Annotated in this window: 19 protein-coding genes; 7 read left to right on the forward strand and 12 right to left on the reverse strand. The window is 68.7% G+C overall.

What is annotated here, in order from left to right; translation table 11 throughout:
* Positions 1 to 5 precede the first annotated feature (5 nt).
* Complete coding sequence (locus ACFY9I_RS39240; protein ID WP_391011415.1) at positions 6 to 1,052, reverse strand: hypothetical protein; 1,047 nt, start codon at positions 1,050 to 1,052, stop codon at positions 6 to 8.
* Positions 1,053 to 1,415: 363 nt separating this feature from the next.
* Positions 1,416 to 2,333 (reverse strand): FkbM family methyltransferase, encoded by a 918-nt coding sequence (locus tag ACFY9I_RS39245; protein WP_391011418.1) that lies wholly within the window; start codon positions 2,331 to 2,333, stop codon positions 1,416 to 1,418.
* 103 nt (positions 2,334 to 2,436) lie between these two features.
* Here ACFY9I_RS39245 and ACFY9I_RS39250 point away from each other — a divergent pair, with 103 nt between their 5' ends.
* Positions 2,437 to 2,973 carry an AAA family ATPase gene (locus ACFY9I_RS39250; protein WP_391011421.1) on the forward strand — a complete coding sequence of 179 codons (537 nt, stop codon included), beginning with the start codon at positions 2,437 to 2,439 and terminating at the stop codon, positions 2,971 to 2,973.
* Here the strand turns inward: ACFY9I_RS39250 and ACFY9I_RS39255 are convergent.
* From ACFY9I_RS39255 to ACFY9I_RS39270, 4 genes are read right to left on the reverse strand one after another with little or no spacing between them, the layout of a single operon-like run.
* The gene (locus ACFY9I_RS39255; protein ID WP_391011423.1) at positions 2,931 to 3,830 is read right to left on the reverse strand and encodes a glycosyltransferase family 2 protein; all 900 of its coding nucleotides are present in this window, start codon (positions 3,828 to 3,830) and stop codon (positions 2,931 to 2,933) included. The two genes, ACFY9I_RS39250 and ACFY9I_RS39255, sit on opposite strands and share 43 nt — an antisense overlap.
* A complete protein-coding gene (locus ACFY9I_RS39260) occupies positions 3,830 to 5,044 on the reverse strand; it encodes a glycosyltransferase (protein ID WP_391011426.1) in 1,215 nt (404 codons plus the stop codon). The genes ACFY9I_RS39255 and ACFY9I_RS39260 overlap by 1 nt, the downstream gene beginning before the upstream one ends.
* The gene (locus ACFY9I_RS39265; protein ID WP_391011429.1) at positions 5,041 to 5,751 is read right to left on the reverse strand and encodes a hypothetical protein; all 711 of its coding nucleotides are present in this window, start codon (positions 5,749 to 5,751) and stop codon (positions 5,041 to 5,043) included. Before ACFY9I_RS39265 ends, ACFY9I_RS39260 begins: the two co-directional genes overlap by 4 nt.
* Positions 5,748 to 6,902, reverse strand: a complete 1,155-nt coding sequence (locus ACFY9I_RS39270; protein ID WP_391011432.1) for a glycosyltransferase family 1 protein — start codon at positions 6,900 to 6,902, stop codon at positions 5,748 to 5,750. The genes ACFY9I_RS39265 and ACFY9I_RS39270 overlap by 4 nt, the downstream gene beginning before the upstream one ends.
* Positions 6,903 to 7,046: 144 nt before the next feature.
* Here ACFY9I_RS39270 and ACFY9I_RS39275 point away from each other — a divergent pair, with 144 nt between their 5' ends.
* On the forward strand, positions 7,047 to 8,024 hold the full coding sequence (locus ACFY9I_RS39275) for a helix-turn-helix domain-containing protein (protein WP_391011435.1): 978 nt from the start codon (positions 7,047 to 7,049) through the stop codon (positions 8,022 to 8,024).
* Complete coding sequence (locus tag ACFY9I_RS39280) at positions 8,021 to 8,590, forward strand: peptide deformylase (RefSeq protein WP_391011437.1); 570 nt, start codon at positions 8,021 to 8,023, stop codon at positions 8,588 to 8,590. Before ACFY9I_RS39275 ends, ACFY9I_RS39280 begins: the two co-directional genes overlap by 4 nt.
* A gap of 132 nt (positions 8,591 to 8,722) precedes the next feature.
* Here the strand turns inward: ACFY9I_RS39280 and ACFY9I_RS39285 are convergent, their stop codons facing one another.
* The 6 genes from ACFY9I_RS39285 to ACFY9I_RS39310 all read right to left on the reverse strand — a co-directional run bounded on the left by ACFY9I_RS39285 (position 8,723) and on the right by ACFY9I_RS39310 (position 12,564).
* Positions 8,723 to 9,445, reverse strand: a complete 723-nt coding sequence (locus ACFY9I_RS39285; RefSeq protein ID WP_391011440.1) for a 5-formyltetrahydrofolate cyclo-ligase — start codon at positions 9,443 to 9,445, stop codon at positions 8,723 to 8,725.
* Between the two features lie 166 nt (positions 9,446 to 9,611).
* Positions 9,612 to 10,295, reverse strand: a complete 684-nt coding sequence (locus tag ACFY9I_RS39290; protein ID WP_391011442.1) for a hypothetical protein — start codon at positions 10,293 to 10,295, stop codon at positions 9,612 to 9,614.
* A gap of 309 nt (positions 10,296 to 10,604) precedes the next feature.
* The gene (locus ACFY9I_RS39295; RefSeq protein ID WP_391011445.1) at positions 10,605 to 10,787 is read right to left on the reverse strand and encodes a DUF397 domain-containing protein; all 183 of its coding nucleotides are present in this window, start codon (positions 10,785 to 10,787) and stop codon (positions 10,605 to 10,607) included.
* Positions 10,788 to 10,798: 11 nt separating this feature from the next.
* Positions 10,799 to 11,653 carry a Scr1 family TA system antitoxin-like transcriptional regulator gene (locus tag ACFY9I_RS39300; protein WP_391011448.1) on the reverse strand — a complete coding sequence of 285 codons (855 nt, stop codon included), beginning with the start codon at positions 11,651 to 11,653 and terminating at the stop codon, positions 10,799 to 10,801.
* Positions 11,654 to 11,660: 7 nt separating this feature from the next.
* Positions 11,661 to 12,185, reverse strand: a complete 525-nt coding sequence (locus tag ACFY9I_RS39305; protein ID WP_391011451.1) for a DUF6879 family protein — start codon at positions 12,183 to 12,185, stop codon at positions 11,661 to 11,663.
* Positions 12,145 to 12,564, reverse strand: coding sequence for a hypothetical protein (locus ACFY9I_RS39310; protein WP_391011454.1), 420 nt, complete (start codon positions 12,562 to 12,564; stop codon positions 12,145 to 12,147). Before ACFY9I_RS39310 ends, ACFY9I_RS39305 begins: the two co-directional genes overlap by 41 nt.
* A gap of 198 nt (positions 12,565 to 12,762) precedes the next feature.
* Between ACFY9I_RS39310 and ACFY9I_RS39315 the strand changes: the two genes are divergently transcribed.
* The 4 genes from ACFY9I_RS39315 (at position 12,763) to ACFY9I_RS39330 (ending at position 15,466) form a co-directional block, all read left to right on the forward strand.
* A complete protein-coding gene (locus tag ACFY9I_RS39315; RefSeq protein ID WP_391011457.1) occupies positions 12,763 to 13,131 on the forward strand; it encodes a hypothetical protein in 369 nt (122 codons plus the stop codon).
* A 381-nt stretch (positions 13,132 to 13,512) separates the two neighbouring features.
* Entirely contained in the window at positions 13,513 to 13,812 is a 300-nt protein-coding gene (locus tag ACFY9I_RS39320; RefSeq protein ID WP_391011458.1) for a hypothetical protein, read from the forward strand.
* A 147-nt stretch (positions 13,813 to 13,959) separates the two neighbouring features.
* Positions 13,960 to 15,204, forward strand: a complete 1,245-nt coding sequence (fxlM, locus tag ACFY9I_RS39325) for a methyltransferase, FxLD system (RefSeq protein WP_391011461.1) — start codon at positions 13,960 to 13,962, stop codon at positions 15,202 to 15,204.
* 67 nt (positions 15,205 to 15,271) lie between these two features.
* On the forward strand, positions 15,272 to 15,466 hold the full coding sequence (locus tag ACFY9I_RS39330; RefSeq protein WP_391011464.1) for an FxLD family lanthipeptide: 195 nt from the start codon (positions 15,272 to 15,274) through the stop codon (positions 15,464 to 15,466).
* Positions 15,467 to 15,490: the final 24 nt, after the last annotated feature.

Raw genomic sequence — 15,490 nt, forward strand, 5'->3', positions numbered from 1 at the left:
CGTCGTCACCAGCGCGACAAGGAACCCGGCTCGTAGCGCAGTTGGTAGGCCCGCACCCCGCCCTCGTTCATGCGATAGATCGTGATCTCTGACAGGAACTGGGTCTTCACCTCCCAGGTGCGCCGGCGCTCCTTCTCCTCGATCCCGCTGATCCACTCCTCCACATGCTCCGGCAACTTGAACGCCAGCCGGTACGCCTCCTCCGCGCCCCACGGCGCGACGGTCCATTCAGCGGAGCGCCCCTGACCCGTGCGCCGGATCCGGACGTCATGGACGGGATGCGCCTCCGCGTACTCCAGGAACTCCCGCTGATCGTCTGCGGCCAGCGGCAGGATGAAAGGCGCGGCCGGAAACCCCAGCAGCAGTTCCGCCTCTCTGTGCTGCCACAGCACCGCCGCGAACTTCTCCAGTTCCTTCCGTACGTCCTGCAGAAACCCCGAGGCCGGCGACTCCACCTCAGGCAGCAGATGCCCAGGCGAGGTCTCCAGCATGATGCGCAACTCGCGACGCACCCACATCGCGGGAAACACCTTCACAGCGTGCTTGTCCTGGCACTTGCTCAGCGCCCAGGCCGTGCTGGAGATCGCGCCCAGAAGCCAGCCGAAGGACGCCCCTGACAGGTCGATCAGAGAGATCTGATGGGCAAGGGCGTACTTCTGCGCGTCCACAGTGAACCCATTAGCGGAGAACAGGGCGTACGAGTACTGGTACCGCTGCCGCGGCCGACGCCCCGGCGCCGTCATGAAGTTCTCGTTCACGTCGTGCAGCACGCCGTGTGCGTTCCGGACCACCTCCAGCCCGCACGCCTTCTGGTAGAACTTCGCCTCCAGGAACAGCCGCACGGGCAGCGAGAACGCCGGAGTGAACGCGAACTCCCCCAGCACATCCACCTGATGCACCGCCCCGCGACCGCGCACCAGCAGTGTGTTGCCCGACATCGTCAGATCAGCGGGGTCCTGCTTCTCGTGCACCAGCAGGCGATAACCACTGGACCGCAAGAGCCAGGCCAGCGACTCCTCCAGCAAGTAACCCCGCAGCGATGAATCCGACAACCCCACAGCCCCCTGTACTTCGGTCTCGCCGCTCTACGCTCGGCGCCTTCCCGAACTGATCATCGCAGCCCGAGAACGTTTCTGCGCCTCGCGGTGCTGCGCCCCGATGTCGGGGTCTCGCCGGGGTGCGTCCGCAACGCGGTAAAGGCCGTGCGGGAGGCCCGAGGCGGCCCAGCAATCATGAGGTCCATGAACGAGCTGGAGCCGGAGCTGATCGAGGATGAGGTGAACGACCTACTCGACGGCCTGCGTGACGCCGGACGGGACGCGGACGACGAGTATGAGTGGACCCGGTGAATGTGCCGGGCGCCCGGGCGGGGGTCGTCACTCTCCTCGCCCAGGCGCCCGGAGCGTACGGCCCGCTCAGAGCCGCCGGGGTGGCAGGGTGGCGGCGTCGGTGCGGGAGAAGATCAGGTCGCTCATTTCTGTGACGGGCCTCTGCCACCGCACCGGTGGTGCTGGCCGGTGGATGGCGGCCGGGTAGCTGGCCGCCGCGTAGTCGTTGGGCAGCCGGTAGACGTGGAACCCGTGCTCGCGCAGGGGCGAGAGGACGTCGTCCACGGTCCGTCCCTGTTTGGCCAGCGTCCTCGGAGTGACCTCGATGACCAGCTCGGCGTCGTGGCGGAGCCGGTGTAGGACAGGGGCGAGCCCGCGCACGGCTGCGGCCTCGCCGCCCTCTATATCGATCTTGATCAGGCTGGCTGCGACAAGCTCATCCTCCGTGAGGAGCGCCGGCAGTGGCGCTGCCTCGGCCTCGAAGGAGGCTTCCACGGTGTGGGGGCGGACCGCAGTGGTGCCGCCGAGGTTCGTCGCCCGCTCCAGGTAGAAGGTCATCCGTCCCGGGGCATCGGAAACGGCGGCATGGACGGTGCGGACGTTGCCGCACCCGTTGGCCTCGATATTGGCCGTCAACGCCTGGTGGAAGGCGGGGGACGGTTCGATGGCGACGACGCGGCCGGCCGGTCCGACGAGCCGGGAGGCCAGCAGCGTGAAGTAGCCGGTGTGCGCGCCTGCGTCGATCACGAGATCGCCCGGGGCGAGGCGCGAGCGCATCCAGGCGGTCAGGTGCGGCTCCCACACCCCGAACAGCCACAAGTAGCGCTGGATGACGTCGCTGGTCAGCACGGGGAAGGTGGCGCCGGTGCGGGCATGTGCGGTCGCGGTGAGCGGGTGCTGCTTGAGGTAGTCGCTCAGATGCCCGGCCAGCTGTGGCTTTCCGAGACGGCCGGGGGCGTACCGCACGTACGCGCGCAGGGTTCGCAGCACGAGCGGAGGGATCACGGCAGACCTCCGGGGTGAGGGCGCGGCCGATCCGGCCGCGTGGGAGGGCAGAGGGTGGCAGGCTGGGCCGAGGAGGAGTCCCCACGGCGGAGGAGGAGAGCGGGTGAAGGCGGCATCGCCCAGTCCGGCGGCGGACCGCGGCCAGGAGAGCGGGCCGGTGGTGTACTTGCTGGTCGGGCTGACGGGGTCGGGCAAGACCACGTACGCGAAGCGGCGGCTGGAGCCGGATGGGGCGGTCCGGCTGTCGGTGGACGAGCTGGTCCACGCCCGGCACGGCCGCTACGGCGTGGACTACCCGGAGCGGGACTACTTCGCTCTGGAGGCGCCGGTGGTCGCCGAGGTCCGCGAGCGCCTGGTCGAGCTGGTCATGGCCGGCCGTGACGTCGTGCTGGATCACGGGCTGTGGCTGCGCTCCGCGCGCCAGGAGTGGAAGAAGCTCGTTGAGGAGGCTGGCGGCCGGTGGCGGCTGCTGTATTTCCCCGTCTCCCGCGAGGAGCTGCTGCGGCGCCTGGAGGAGCGCAACGGGCGCGAGGACGCCAACGCGCTGACCGTCACGCAGTCGGCGCTGGACGACTTCTACGCCCGGTTCGAACCTCCTCACGACGAGGGCGAGGAGATCATCGAGCCCGGCTGGCTCTGATCCGTCCCCGACGTCGAAGGCCGCCAGGTCGTGATCAGCCGCGTCGCCTCCGCTGCCCACCACGTGGGAACCGTTTCCAGCGAGACCGGCCGGAAGTTCAGGCGCGGGGAGTCGACCGCGATCCGACCGCCGTGCCGCTGAAGGTGGTCCAGCAGGCGCTGGGCCTCGGCGAGCCGGGCCGGGGAGGCGGTCTGCCACGTGCCGTCCTGGGAGTGCTCGGCCCGCCGCTCGACGTCCTGCCTCACGCCGTCGCGCCACTTGAAGTGGTGGACCACGACTGGCGGTTGGTTGGCGGGGCGGTGGCCCTCGGCGCGGTGGTTGCCGGACGCGACCGAGACGCTGGAGTGGGCAAGCACGATCTTGCGGGGGTCGCCGCGCAGCAGGCGGTGGGTGAGGAAGCCGCCGAGTGGATACGTGGCGTCCAGGCCGTCGTCTGCCTTCCAACCGGTCAAGGCGCCGTCGGCGGCCACGCGATCGAGCATCAGCCCGCCCGCCGTACCGGTGCCCGACCGCTCCGCCTCGGCGATTACGTCCTCCAGTGGTGCGGGGTAGGCGTGGAACTCGTCGGAGTCGGCGAGCAGGTGCCAGCCGGCCCCGGCGCGCTCGCGCAGAGCATCGCGGAGGCGGGGGTTGGTGTGCTCGTGCCACGGCCCGGTGCTCACCGCTGAGGGGATGATCCCGAGTTGGCGACAGGCGGCCTGTACCTCGTGGCGCCGCTCCGGGGCGACGTGGTCGGGGAAGTGGAAGGCGAGCAGGAAGCGCTCGATACCAATTGCGCGGTAGTGAGTCACCCAAGCAGCCAGCAGGGCGGGCTCGACGGGACCGATGACAGCGATCAGCGAGGGCGGGACGGGCATCAGTACGACTCCTTCGGCGAGGTGAGGAAGGCGGTCTGCTCGGCGGCCGTGGGCACGCCCAGCTCGGCGGCCGTGGTCGCGCCAGGCCGGGGCAGCGGGGCCCAGGCCAGGTCACGCAGGACGGCGGCCAGGGCGGCGCTGTCGCCGGGCGGGAACGTACGAGCCCAGCCTTGGCCTGCCAGGGCCTTGGCGAGAGCCGGGGCATGGTCGGAGACGATCAGCGGGATGCCCAGGCGGACGGCATCGACCACCAGCCCGGACTCTTTGCCCACGCCGGGCCGACGGGCCACGAGCACGGCGTCGGAGGCCGCGTACACCGCCCGCACCGCAGCCTCGGGCACGGGCCCGGGAAGCATGTGCAGGCGGACGTACGGCAGGGCCGCCCATGTCTGAAGGCGGTCGTGGTCGAGCGGGGCTCCGGCCACCAGCAGGTGCAGCGGTACATCGAGCTGGGCGAGGGCAGCGCCGACGACGTCGAGGTCTTTGTATGGCCACCAGCCGCCGACCAGGCACACGGTCGGCTCGGCGCCCGGGATGCCGAAGGAGCGCCGGGCCTGTCGGCGCTCGGTATCGGTGAGCCGGTCGCCAGGGTCGGCGACCGCGAAAGGCCGCACCATGACCGGCAGATGGGGGAAGCGGACGGCCAGATCGTCGCGTACGGCGTCGGTGGGGGCGAGCGCGAGCACTCGCCGCTCGCCGCGGCGGGCCAGACGCCCCACCACCCTCAGCACGGCGTCCTCGGCCGTGACGAGCTCATGGACGAACCGGGTATGCCGCCCGCCCAGCAGCCCTGCGGCGCCGTGCAGGGCCTCGCTGGCGCTGAGCACCACCACGGTGGCAGCGGGGCCGGCGAGACGGTGGCCGGTGCGGACGCACGCGGCCTCGGCCAGGCACCGGGAGACCAGCGTGACCTGGTGCGGCAAGCGGCGCACGGCTGCGGGCCAGCGGCGGGAGGCGAATGCGCGCTGACCGGCCACGGCAAGCGCCGCAGCGACGACGCCGGCCGCCGCCAGGACCGCGGGCACCGCCCCGGCGGTGCCGGTGATGTGGCTTCCCGTCGCGCTCAGGGCCGCCCTCGTCTCGGCGGCGACACCATACGGGGCAACCACCACCGTGTGGTCGTGCGCCGTGGCGAGCGCGGTCAGGGTTCGGTGGCGGTGCCCGCCCGGCCGGTGGGCGCCCGGCTCGACGAGCACCAGGCCGTGGCCGGTCATCCGGCGACGGCCTGTTCGCCGTGCCTGGCGGTGAACTGGGCGAACAGCCATCCGGGGTCGTTGAGCTTGTCGAACAGTGCGGGCACGCGGGCCGCCTCACGGGCGAAGGTGACGCCCTCGCGAGCCCCAAAGATGGCGAACTGCGCGAACTCGCCCTCCCCGGCGGTGCTCCAGGCGGCGATCCGCTCGGCCGCCTCTGCGTCGTCCATGCCGTACTCGCTGCCGCGCGCCAGCATCGCGCACTCGCGAAACCCCGCCTTCCAGGCGTGATACGGGGACTGGTTGATCCGGGTGGTGCCGGCGATGTCCGGGACGAACTGCGTGCGGCCGGGCAGCGCGGCCAGCACGTCGACCGCCTCACCCAAATCCCGCAGGGCCGATCGGCGGATCAGCTTCAGCCCGCCGTAGCCGTAGATGAGGCCGTTGAGCGGGTTGCGGGCCCGCCATACCCGCATCGACGTCCCCTCCGGCAGCGGCTCGACGGCGCGGAGGTCGAACTCGGTGCCGATGACGAAGTCGGCGTCGGCCAGCAGGAACTGTTCAGCGTCGACCACCTCGGCGGCCAGCCGGTAGGCCCGCCGCATCCCCTGAACCCCGTGCAGCCGCTTCACCTGGATGCCCAGCACCCGCTGAAGCCGGGCGTGGAGGCGATCGGCGATCGGCTCGTCGTACGAGAGCATCACCGCATCGAACGGTGCCTGGCTCATCGCAGGGCCTCCAGATAACGGGCCGCCACGGCGGCTGGGGTGAGGTCGGTGGTGGAGGCGTGGGCGCGCTTGGCGTGCACCCGATAGAACTCCGCGTCCGTGGCCAGCCGGACGGCGATGGCCACGGCCTGGTCGGCGGTGTCGAAAAGGAGGTCGTCGTCGATGTGCTCGGCGAGCCACCCGGTGCGCGGGGCGATCACCGGTAGGCCCAGGCCCTGGCAGTCGATCACGGACATCGACCAGGGGCAGCCCGCGCGGAAGGGGGCTATGCCGAAGTGCGCGCTTGCCAGCAGGTTGCGGTAGCGGACGCGGTCACCGCGGTCGGAGGCGACCGTGACCTTGTCGAGGGCTGCGAGTTCGGCCCGGTGCCGCTCGGGGCTGGGGTCGAGCCGGATGCGTTCCGGGCTGCGGGTGCCGAACAGGTCCATCACCGTCAGTTCGACCGGCGCCTCGGCCGCCAGGCGCCGGGCCAGGGCGGCGAACCGCTCGGTGCCGTAGTGCGCGTACAGCCGGTGGTTGTAGACACCGACCGCTCGCCCGTCCGGTACGGCCACCTCGGCGGGGTCGCGGACCAGGCGCTCGTCACGCGGGGCGGGCGCGATGTGCAGCTTCTCAGCGATGTCCACGCCCATCCGCGCGGCGGCGGTCGTCGTCCAGGAGGCGGCGGTGGAGGAGTGCACCAGGACGCGGTCGCAGGCGGCGAGTCCGGCGGCGAAGGCCAGAAGCACGCTGCGGCCGAGTCCGCCGTCGTCCAGGGACGGGTCGAGCTCCAGGCGCCCGTCCTCGGCGAAGGAGAACGGCAGGTAATGGCAGTACCCGGCGATCAGCGCATCGACGTGGGCTTCCAGCAGCGCGGCCCGAATCGCTGGGGCGGACTCGACCTGATTGGCCACCACTACTTCCGGCTTGATGCGCCGCACGAGGTCGACCAGGCCGTCCAGGCCAGGGTCGAAGCGGGCCCTGTACTTCGTGGGCGGTGACGCGGTGGGCTCGAAGCCCACCCGGGCGTCCCCGGCCGCGACCGGAGCGGCCACCGTCACCTCAGCCCCGGCATCGGTCAAGGCCGGTGTGAGCAGGTCAGCGAAGGTGAATCCCGAGTCGGCTGACAGCCGGTTCGGGTTGGAGACGTTCAGCAGGTACAGCAGGCGCATCGCGCATCCCTCCCGCCGGCCACGGGGGTCGGGCCGGGCCGGTCGTTGGAAGGAAACCGGCGGCGAGGATGACGACAGAATGGTGAACTGTCCTCACTCACGGTTCACTCACGCACTCAACAGGCAAGCAGAGCGGGGGCTTTGATGGACGCGCAGGGCGACGCGGTCAGCGTGGAGCAGGCCGCGGAGGACTTCGCGGCCGAGGTCGCCTACTGGCGCGAGGTGCGCGGGATGCCTAAGAAGGCCCTCGCCGAGCTGATGGGCTTCCACCCCTCCTACGTCAGCCACATGGAATCCGGGCGGCACAAGCCGACGGCGGACTTCGCCCGCCGCGCGGACGAGACCTTGAACTCGGGCAAAGCGATTTGGCGCAAGTGGTGCGACTACGAGACAGCCAAAGCCCGGGAGACCAAGGCCGCCAGCGCCGCCGTGCCGCCACCGCGGCGGAGCGAGCAGCCCTACGCCACCGGCTCAGCGATCGTCGTCGAGCACGACGCGGCCCGCCTCGACTACGACGGCCGCCGCTACCGGCTCACGATGCGCCGCCTGCTGCGCAACACCGGCAGCGACCCGATCACCCGCTACCTGATCCGCATCTCGGTCGACCGCTACCCCGGCGATCCGGAACGCTCCAACTCCCACTACCGGGCCCATCCGCTGACTTGGGAAGAACTCGCGCTCACCGCGACGTGCCGGGGCGAGGCGATGCGCTGGCAGGCCAAACACGACCGGGACGCCTTCAAGGAGGTCTGGCTGCTGTTCGACAACGACCAAGGCCGTTTCCCGCTCTACCCTGGCGAGTCGGTGTGGATCGAATACGCGTACACCGTGGGGGATGACAAGTGGGGTCGCTGGTTCCAGCGGGCCGTGCGGCTGCCCACCGAGCACCTGGAAGTCGAGCTGGTCTTCCCTGCCGTGCTCGATCCGGTGGTGTGGGGCACCGAGACCTCGATGACCGCTGAGGCAACTCCGCTCAGGTCCGCCCCAAGCAGGCGCGAGGAGAACGGAATGCGCGTCTTCACCTGGTCGACCACCCAGCCGGCGCTGCACGCCCGATATCGTCTGGAATGGAGATTCCGGGCCCGGCCCGAACAGGACGTGACTCAAAGGAAGTTCAGGTGATCGAGGTGCGGCCCAGCGAACAGATGCGCAACCTCGGAGTCGTCCAGCATGGCGCCCCCGTCCTTACCGACGTGGCCCGCCCCTTCGACCTGCCCGCCGAGAGGGGCGCCGCGGAACGAGCCGTGGAGATGCTGTTCGCCTCAATGGAGCGCATCGCCCAAGTGCACCCCTTCGCCAAAGGAATGGGCATTGCCGCCCCGCAGATCGGCATCGGTCGAGCGGCGGCCGTCGTCCAGCCCGCCGAGGACGGCGCCGGCGCCATCGTGCTGCTCAACCCCCGCATCACCGCGGCCTCCGACGAGGTGGACGAGCAGTACGAGGGGTGTCTGTCGTTCTTCGACGTCCGCGGCTTGGTTCCCCGCCCCTTGGCAATCACTGTCGAGACCACCGCGCTCGACGGCACCACAGTCACCAAGGTCTACGAGCGGGGCCTGGCTCGCCTGGTCCATCACGAGGTCGACCACCTCGAGGGGCTGCTGTACCTCAACCGGATGCGGCCCGGCGTCGAGCCGATCCCAGTCGACGAGTACCGGCAGACTGGACGCTCCTGGGCGTACGACTCCTGACAGGAGCGCGGGCCACAGCGCCCGCGACGGCAATCGACTCTGTACTGAGCCTGTCCTGACCACTCGGGATTACTTGCCGCCTACTGGGCAGCGTACGAGTGCCGTGGCCCTCCAACCTGGGCCCCACCCGCTTCAGCGGTTCGCTCTGGCCTGCAAAGCAGGGATGGCGGCGATCTTGGAGGCGTCGAGGTGGTCCCAGAAGATCCCTTTCGGCCGACGCGGCGAAGTGCACTCGATCACTGCTTCGGGCGTAATAACCAGGTCAACGTTCACGTCGTGGTCGGTGACCGGAATCGAAGAGTCGATCACCTGGAGCGAATGGACCGTAGTGACGACAAGCGTGCTCGGGCCCACGAGTCCGGCCTCCGTCAGAAGCGCAAACTCCAGATCTGAATAGCCGGCACCCTTGCCAATTCGAGCGCCATGGCGGTTGACCGCCACACTCCCCAGGACCACGACGTCCACCGGCTTCAAGGCATCGACTTCGACGGTGGGAGCGACCGTTGCCGCAACGCGGCTCGCCGCAGCTTCAAGTGGCGGCACGTCCAGAGCGGCAGGATCGAGCAGATAGAACGGCTTGAGCGTGGCGAGCTTCGGCACCGCCATGTAGACGAGCTTGCCGTCCTCCAGAGCGCGTGCCCGTACGGGAAGCTGAGCCTTGTCGGGCACGGCCTTGATGACCCTGGATTTCTTCCACGCGCCTAATTCCGCCAGACGGGCCGCGGCCTGATCCGAGCCCTTGAAGTGAGGGATACGGCCGTGAGCGGAGTCGTCGTAGACCGCGTCGGCCGCGTCGAGAGCATCCCAGACCTGGGTCCGTACGAGTTGCTTGGCGTCGTCGTGCTTCGTCGGCACCCAGGTTCTCCTCACACTTACGTCGTTGCCATGAGAGCGAACTGCCGGTCATGGACGTCGGCGTGTGGACGATCACGTTATCCGGCCCTGTCGGGGATTTTGTGATGCGGCCTGCGCCAGGGCGCACCTGCTTCTACGCAGTCGGAGGCATCGCGCGTTCGACGGATCAGTAGCGGTGGCCTGGCCAGTGCGGGTCCTCCCAGCGGTCAGGACCGGTGACCCCGAGCAGCCGTATCCGGTGAAGCAGTTCTTCGGATACGCCGATGGCAGGTAACCGGGTTGGCGCATGGCGGACCAGCCAGACAGTCAGCTCGGCGCGCATCTCTTCCCCGTTCTCCCAAGCGTCCCAGGGCAGTTGGTCACCGAGCAGGTCGTACTCCCACTGTGTCGCCGCTTCGGCCAGGTACTGGTCGGCCGCGGGTCCGGTCAGTGCTTCCCAGGTGTGGAGCCACGGGCTCAGCGCGCCCGATGCCTCGGCGCTCAGTATGAGGACCTCGTACGCGGGTACGGCGGGATCCGGATCCGTGAGCGTGTACGCCCACCAGGCGTACGGGAATTCCTCGACTGCCGCGGCCTGCTCAGCAGGCCACTGCTGCCAGTGGCCTAGTGCGAACGAGCGTCCAACTGTTTCCATGCCGAAGAGGGGCTCGATGAGCCCGCGGACGAGGGCCGTGGCGAACTGGGGCAGAATCCTGCGGAGGACAGATGCGTGATCGCTCCAGTCGATGGCCTCCCATGTGCGCCGCAGGAGGTCGGGGTCCAGCTCTGTGTCCGCCACCTTGAGCTGGGCAAGATCTTCCGCGCTGCCCCAGTGGCACTCGCAGTTGTGCTCTGAGGGGTGGGCGGTCATCCCCCGGAAGGTGACCGCCAGGCCATCCATTGCGGCGTCGAGGCGAAGTCGGGCCCGGGATCGGTCGAGGTTCATCATGGACGTTCGCCTTCGAGGACTCCGGGAGTTGGCACCGCCCGAAGATCACTAACTTACCGGGGCGGGCCCCAGCCCGCCATCAACATGACAGCGGCCTCCGCGCCGCCCTGGGTCGTCACCACCACTCGGGGGGACGCTGCGCCGCCTGCGCGCAGGGCGCTCAATGGAGTGCACGTCAATCCTGACGGTCACCACCTGTGGTAGCCACGAACACTGAGAACATGCCCAGTACTACGTCCGCTTGGCGTACTCGACGAAGGCCGCCCAGGTGCCCCGCTGGACGGCCATGATTCCTCGATTGCGCGCCTTCGTGTCCCGAACCATCACCTTGTTCGGATCGTTGTCGGCCACTTCAACGCAGTTCTGCGTCTCTGTGTAGGAGCTGGTTCGCCAGTTCGGGGTCTTGCGCTGCATGGGGCGCTCTCCTAGTCCGTCGGCATCTGATCGAAGTGCTGGATCGCTGTGGAGATGAGGTCCCGGACGGCGGTGCCGTAGACCGCTGACTGTTTCAAGAGGGCGAACGCCTTGGTATACAGCTCGATCTCTCGGGGCTGCGTGACGGAGAACTCTGCGGAGTAGGTCTCTACAAGAACGAGTCGGCTGTCGAACATCGAAAAGGCGTTGCCCGGCCATATGAAGGTTTGGGCAGACCTGGGGACGATGCCCAGGCTGAGGCGGGGAAGCCGCATCACTGCCAGGAGGCGGTCGAGTTGCCCTTTCATCACTTCGGGGCCGCCGAAGTTGGTGTACAGAGCCTGTTCGCCGAGCAGGACGTTGAAGATGCGGTCGCCCTGGTACAGGTACTGCTGTCGTTCAAGCCGCTTCGCCACGGCCGCTTCGGCGTCGTTGGGAATTTCGTAGTAGCTGACACCCTGTTGGAAGACCTCGGCGGCGTATTCCGCGGTCTGAAGCGTGCCCCAGATGAGTGTGGGGTGCCAGATACGGAAGACCTTGGTCTTGGCGTACACCGGGATGGCTTGGCGCTGTCGTTTCTCGACGCCGGTCTGGAGTTGGCGACGCCACTCAAGCCATAGCTCATCGACGTGCCGGACGATCGCGACCAGGTCCCCCAACTGGTCACCCTGGCCGGTCGTCTCGCACCAGATGCGGATGTCGTCCTCGCTGGGGCGCTGCTTGCCGTTCTCGATGCGGGAGACCTTCGACTCCTGCCACGAGGTGGCACGGGCGAATGCCCGGCCGCTGGTGAATCCGGCGTCCTTGCGGAAGCCGCGCAGCCGGGCACCGAGCGCCTGCAGCGCCTCTTCTGCTTGCGTGCTCACGGGTCGGTCAGGGCTTGTACTCGGCATGAGGGATGGCGGCGTCCCACAGCAAGTCCCGCAGGCGCACGCACTCGGCCACGGTGTCCGGGTCCTCGACGATCTCCGACCCGAGCACTCTGCCATCGGAGTCGAAGTGCCCCACGGCAAGCACGCGGTCGTCGTACAACCACCAGTCATTGGCTCCCAGGGGGAAGGTGACACCCTCCGGCAAGCGGTGTCGGGGCAGCCAGCGAATCTCTTCGCCGGCCTGCTCGTTGAGGTCGGTGGCCGCGTGCTCCCACTGGATGTAGGGGCTGTGCGGCTCCGTGACCACTCGGACGCGGCGGACGGTTTTCCCTTCACCGGTGACGCGTCGAATGAGCCGCGTCCACGGTTCCATGTAGGAGTAGTCGACGCTCTCCCCGCGAAGCCAGCTCGTGAACGGGCTGTCCTCGTCGGGGACGGAGTAGTCGTCCCTCAGCTCCAGATGGAAAGCGTCCTGCGCGAAGCTTTCAAAGAGCTGGTTGCGCTTGGCGCTGGAGATCAGCTCCACGCGGTTCCTCCAGTAGGGCGGTGATCGCGGCCTTGGGGACCTCGACCACGGTCTCGTAGTCCGGAATCTCCATCTGGGCCAGGGCCTCGGGGTCGGTCACCTCGCGGCCCTGAACGACGAACGTACCGCCCGGCGTCAGGATCATGATCGGGTCTTCGAGGCGCCTGATCTCCCCTGCCGGCAGGCCGTCTTTGGTGAGGTGCTCGAACAGCTCTGTGGGCACCTCCACTGCCGTCTCCCCCTCCTTGATCTCAAGCTGCATCAGCAGGTCGTTCGCGAAGATCCTCCAGCCCTGGACGAGGTAGGTGTCCCGGTCTGTGGCGTACAGGGTCGGGCAGTCACCGACCGTGGAGTTCTTACCAAGGAACCGTAGCTTCATGGTCGTTCTCCTGTCTGCTGCCTTGCTTGGGTTTGCGCGACATGACGATGGTCGACTGGGCGTTCTGGGCCGTCAATCGGCTTGCTGCAAACTCGCGCAATCTTCTTGGGGCTTGCGGGACAGCCGCTCTACGTTCTACTCCGAACCCGAGCAAACGAGGCAGCCGCCCCACGTTGCGGTACCGAGGGGAGATGCGTGGTGGCCACCGTGACCGACAGACGCAAGGCTCCAGCCGTCGACAACCTGCCCATCGACACGGAGCTGATCGCGGACAGCACCGACGCCGCCCTGAGGATGGAGCTTGGCACCTCGACCCGCGAGAGCATCAACCTCCGGACGACGGCCATCATCGGCCAGCTGAACTTGCTTCTCGGTGAGGAGTTGGGCACCGACGAGGACCCCAACGTCAGGGACCTGTGCAGACGGGCGTGCAAGCTGCTGGAGCTGTCGAAGCGGCCTACGAAGGAGACGCCGACCTTCAGCGCCTTCTTCTTCATGCGCGACATCGCTGGCCTTACCCGCCGTCTGCTGTGGGTGTACGCGGAGGAAAACGGCCATGCGCCCTGATCATCCCATGCTGCTTCACAGCTCGTCCGCTCTCACACGTGCCGCCTGCGAGCCCCAACCGGGGTTCTGGTGCGAGTGGCGCCACGCAGATGGGCGGCGCATCAGCTCCGCAGCGCAGCAGACCCCCGCTTCGGCCGTCCGATGGGCGCGTATCCAGATCCGCAGCATCGCCTCGGCTGTCGAGCCAGCCTTCATCGACCCTCTCGTGGACCGGCACGCTAAAGGATGGCGTGACGCCGTTGCGGCCCTTCAACAGGGGGCAGACTTCACCCTGCCACTCACGGCAGAGCGGCACTTCTTCCTGTGGCACGCCCGTCCCGTCACCTTTGTGCCCCTCATTGGCGGCGCCCCGACACCCCACCTTCCGGAAGGTGGCCCGCCATGGGGTTGAGGCCGGACGAGTTGTGGAGCCGCTTCGACTGGCAGACCGGAAGCTGCTTCCGGTGCGAGCAGACGAACGTCCCCGTAGCGGAGGTCGGCGAGATCTCGGTGGCAGGCACGGCGTTCCTCCTCTTCGCCTGCCAGTGGTGCGTCTTCAGGCTCGAACAGCTCCACTGGACGATGAGTGAGCGAGCCACCCACCGCCAAAGCATCCCCGCTTCCGCGCACGCGCAGCCGTATCCCCTGGGCCAGTGGCCCAGCAGCGCGCCACTCGGCAGACCGCCCGCTCACGTCGCGTAGGACGCCACCCGCGCCGTGGGCGAGCCACCGGTCCGAGCCGTTGTCGGCACTCCAACCGTGGCGCGGGGCGTGTCTGCTTCTCCTCCCCAACCCTCTGCAAAGCCCGTCTCGACCCCTCGGCGTTCAACGCCGAAAAGGAGAACGCTCGTGGATGACGTCTCTAACACGACCAGGATCGGCGACAAGGCCCGTACCTCGGAGCAGCAGTTGCGCGACGCCATGGTGGAGCGGCTTATCGAGCTGGGCGCCGTGCGCAGCCCTCTCGTCGTGGCCGCGTTCCGCTCGGTCCCCCGGCATCTGGCCACCCCCGAGGTGGACATGGCCAAGACCTACGAGGCCGAGTTCGCCGCGGTCACGAAGACGGACCCGACCGGCGTGGACATCAGCTCGGTGTCCGCACCGCGTGTCCAGGCCATGCAGATCGAGCAGGCCGACATCCAGCCGGGGATGAGCGTTCTGGAGATCGGGTCCGGTGGGGTGAACGCGGCCTACCTCGCCGAGATGGTGGGGGAGCAGGGCCACGTCGTCACGATGGACATCGACCGCGACGTCACCCGGCGTGCGGAGGACTTCCTCAAGGCGACAGGCCACCGGAACGTCACCGTGATCACCGCCGACGGCGAGCACGGCGCGCCCGGCCAAGCTCCGTACGACCGGATCGTCGTCACCGTGCAGGCCGCCGACATCCCGCCCGCCTGGGTGCACCAGCTCAAGGAGGGCGGCCGGCTCGTGGTGCCGCTGCGGATGCGTGGCATGACCCGCACGGTGGCGTTCGTCCGCGTTGGTGCGCGACTGGCCAGCGACGGGTTCGAGCTGTGCGGGTTCGTGCCGATGCAGGGCGTCGGTGAGAACCGGGTGCGCCTGGTCCTTCTCCACGATGTGGAGGGGCAGGAGATCGCTCTGCGTCTGGATGGTCATCCCGAGCCCGACATCGAGGCCCTGCGCGTCGCGCTGGGCATGCCGCGCGTCGAGGCGTGGTCGGGCGTCACGGTGGCGGGTGACGAGTCCACCGAGCACTTGGACCTGTGGCTGACGACCGCGCTCGACAACCTCCCCCTGATGGCCGCCAAGATCGCCGCACGGAAGCGTGGTCTGGTCGCCTCCGCGTCGCCGATCGGCGTGCCCACCCTGGTGGACGGCGACAGCTTCGCCTACCGCACCGCACGCCCCACCGACGACCCCGACCGGTACGAGTTCGGGGCGATCGGCCACGGGCCGCAGGGGCAGAAGGTCGCGGACCGTCTGATGGAGGAAATCCAAGTCTGGCACAGCGACCACCGCAAGCACCGCGCGCACATCGAGGTCCACCCGGCGGGCACCCCGGATGACCGGCTTCCCCCAGGCCGGGTCATCGACCGGCCTCACACGCGGGTCACGATCACCTGGCCGTGACGGTTCCAGCATCACGGCCAGGCCGGCACAGCACATCCCACCCACCTGTTCCAGTGAGGAGAACGTGATGGCACCGCAGAACACCACCACGACCTTGAAGGCTGCTACGGACTTCGGTGCTACCGCCGGGTCTGACTTCGACCTCAACATCGAGACCGTCGCCTCCGCCCCCGTCATCGGCTCACTGCTGAACGACACCAGCGACAACTGCACCTCCACCTGCGAGTCCGCCTGCTCCAACAGCACCTGCATCGGCGGCTGACCCACCTGTGCCGGGGGCCGGGTC

Origin of the sequence: Streptomyces sp. NPDC012510, from assembly GCF_042955065.1 — a bacterium.
Lineage (GTDB): Bacteria > Actinomycetota > Actinomycetes > Streptomycetales > Streptomycetaceae > Streptomyces.

Excerpts from the sequence above, each read along its gene's own strand:
- ACFY9I_RS39255 (WP_391011423.1), bottom strand. The coding sequence starts at position 3,830 with ATGCCCGTCCCGCCCTCGCTGATCGCTGTCATCGGTCCCGTCGAGCCC.
- ACFY9I_RS39310 (WP_391011454.1), bottom strand. The coding sequence starts at position 12,564 with ATGAAGCTACGGTTCCTTGGTAAGAACTCCACGGTCGGTGACTGCCCG.
- ACFY9I_RS39265 (WP_391011429.1), bottom strand. The coding sequence starts at position 5,751 with ATGAGCCAGGCACCGTTCGATGCGGTGATGCTCTCGTACGACGAGCCG.
- ACFY9I_RS39260 (WP_391011426.1), bottom strand. The coding sequence starts at position 5,044 with ATGACCGGCCACGGCCTGGTGCTCGTCGAGCCGGGCGCCCACCGGCCG.
- ACFY9I_RS39275 (WP_391011435.1), top strand. The coding sequence starts at position 7,047 with ATGGACGCGCAGGGCGACGCGGTCAGCGTGGAGCAGGCCGCGGAGGAC.
- ACFY9I_RS39290 (WP_391011442.1), bottom strand. The coding sequence starts at position 10,295 with ATGACCGCCCACCCCTCAGAGCACAACTGCGAGTGCCACTGGGGCAGC.
- ACFY9I_RS39330 (WP_391011464.1), top strand. The coding sequence starts at position 15,272 with ATGGCACCGCAGAACACCACCACGACCTTGAAGGCTGCTACGGACTTC.
- ACFY9I_RS39295 (WP_391011445.1), bottom strand. The coding sequence starts at position 10,787 with ATGCAGCGCAAGACCCCGAACTGGCGAACCAGCTCCTACACAGAGACG.
- ACFY9I_RS39320 (WP_391011458.1), top strand. The coding sequence starts at position 13,513 with ATGGGGTTGAGGCCGGACGAGTTGTGGAGCCGCTTCGACTGGCAGACC.
- ACFY9I_RS39270 (WP_391011432.1), bottom strand. The coding sequence starts at position 6,902 with ATGCGCCTGCTGTACCTGCTGAACGTCTCCAACCCGAACCGGCTGTCA.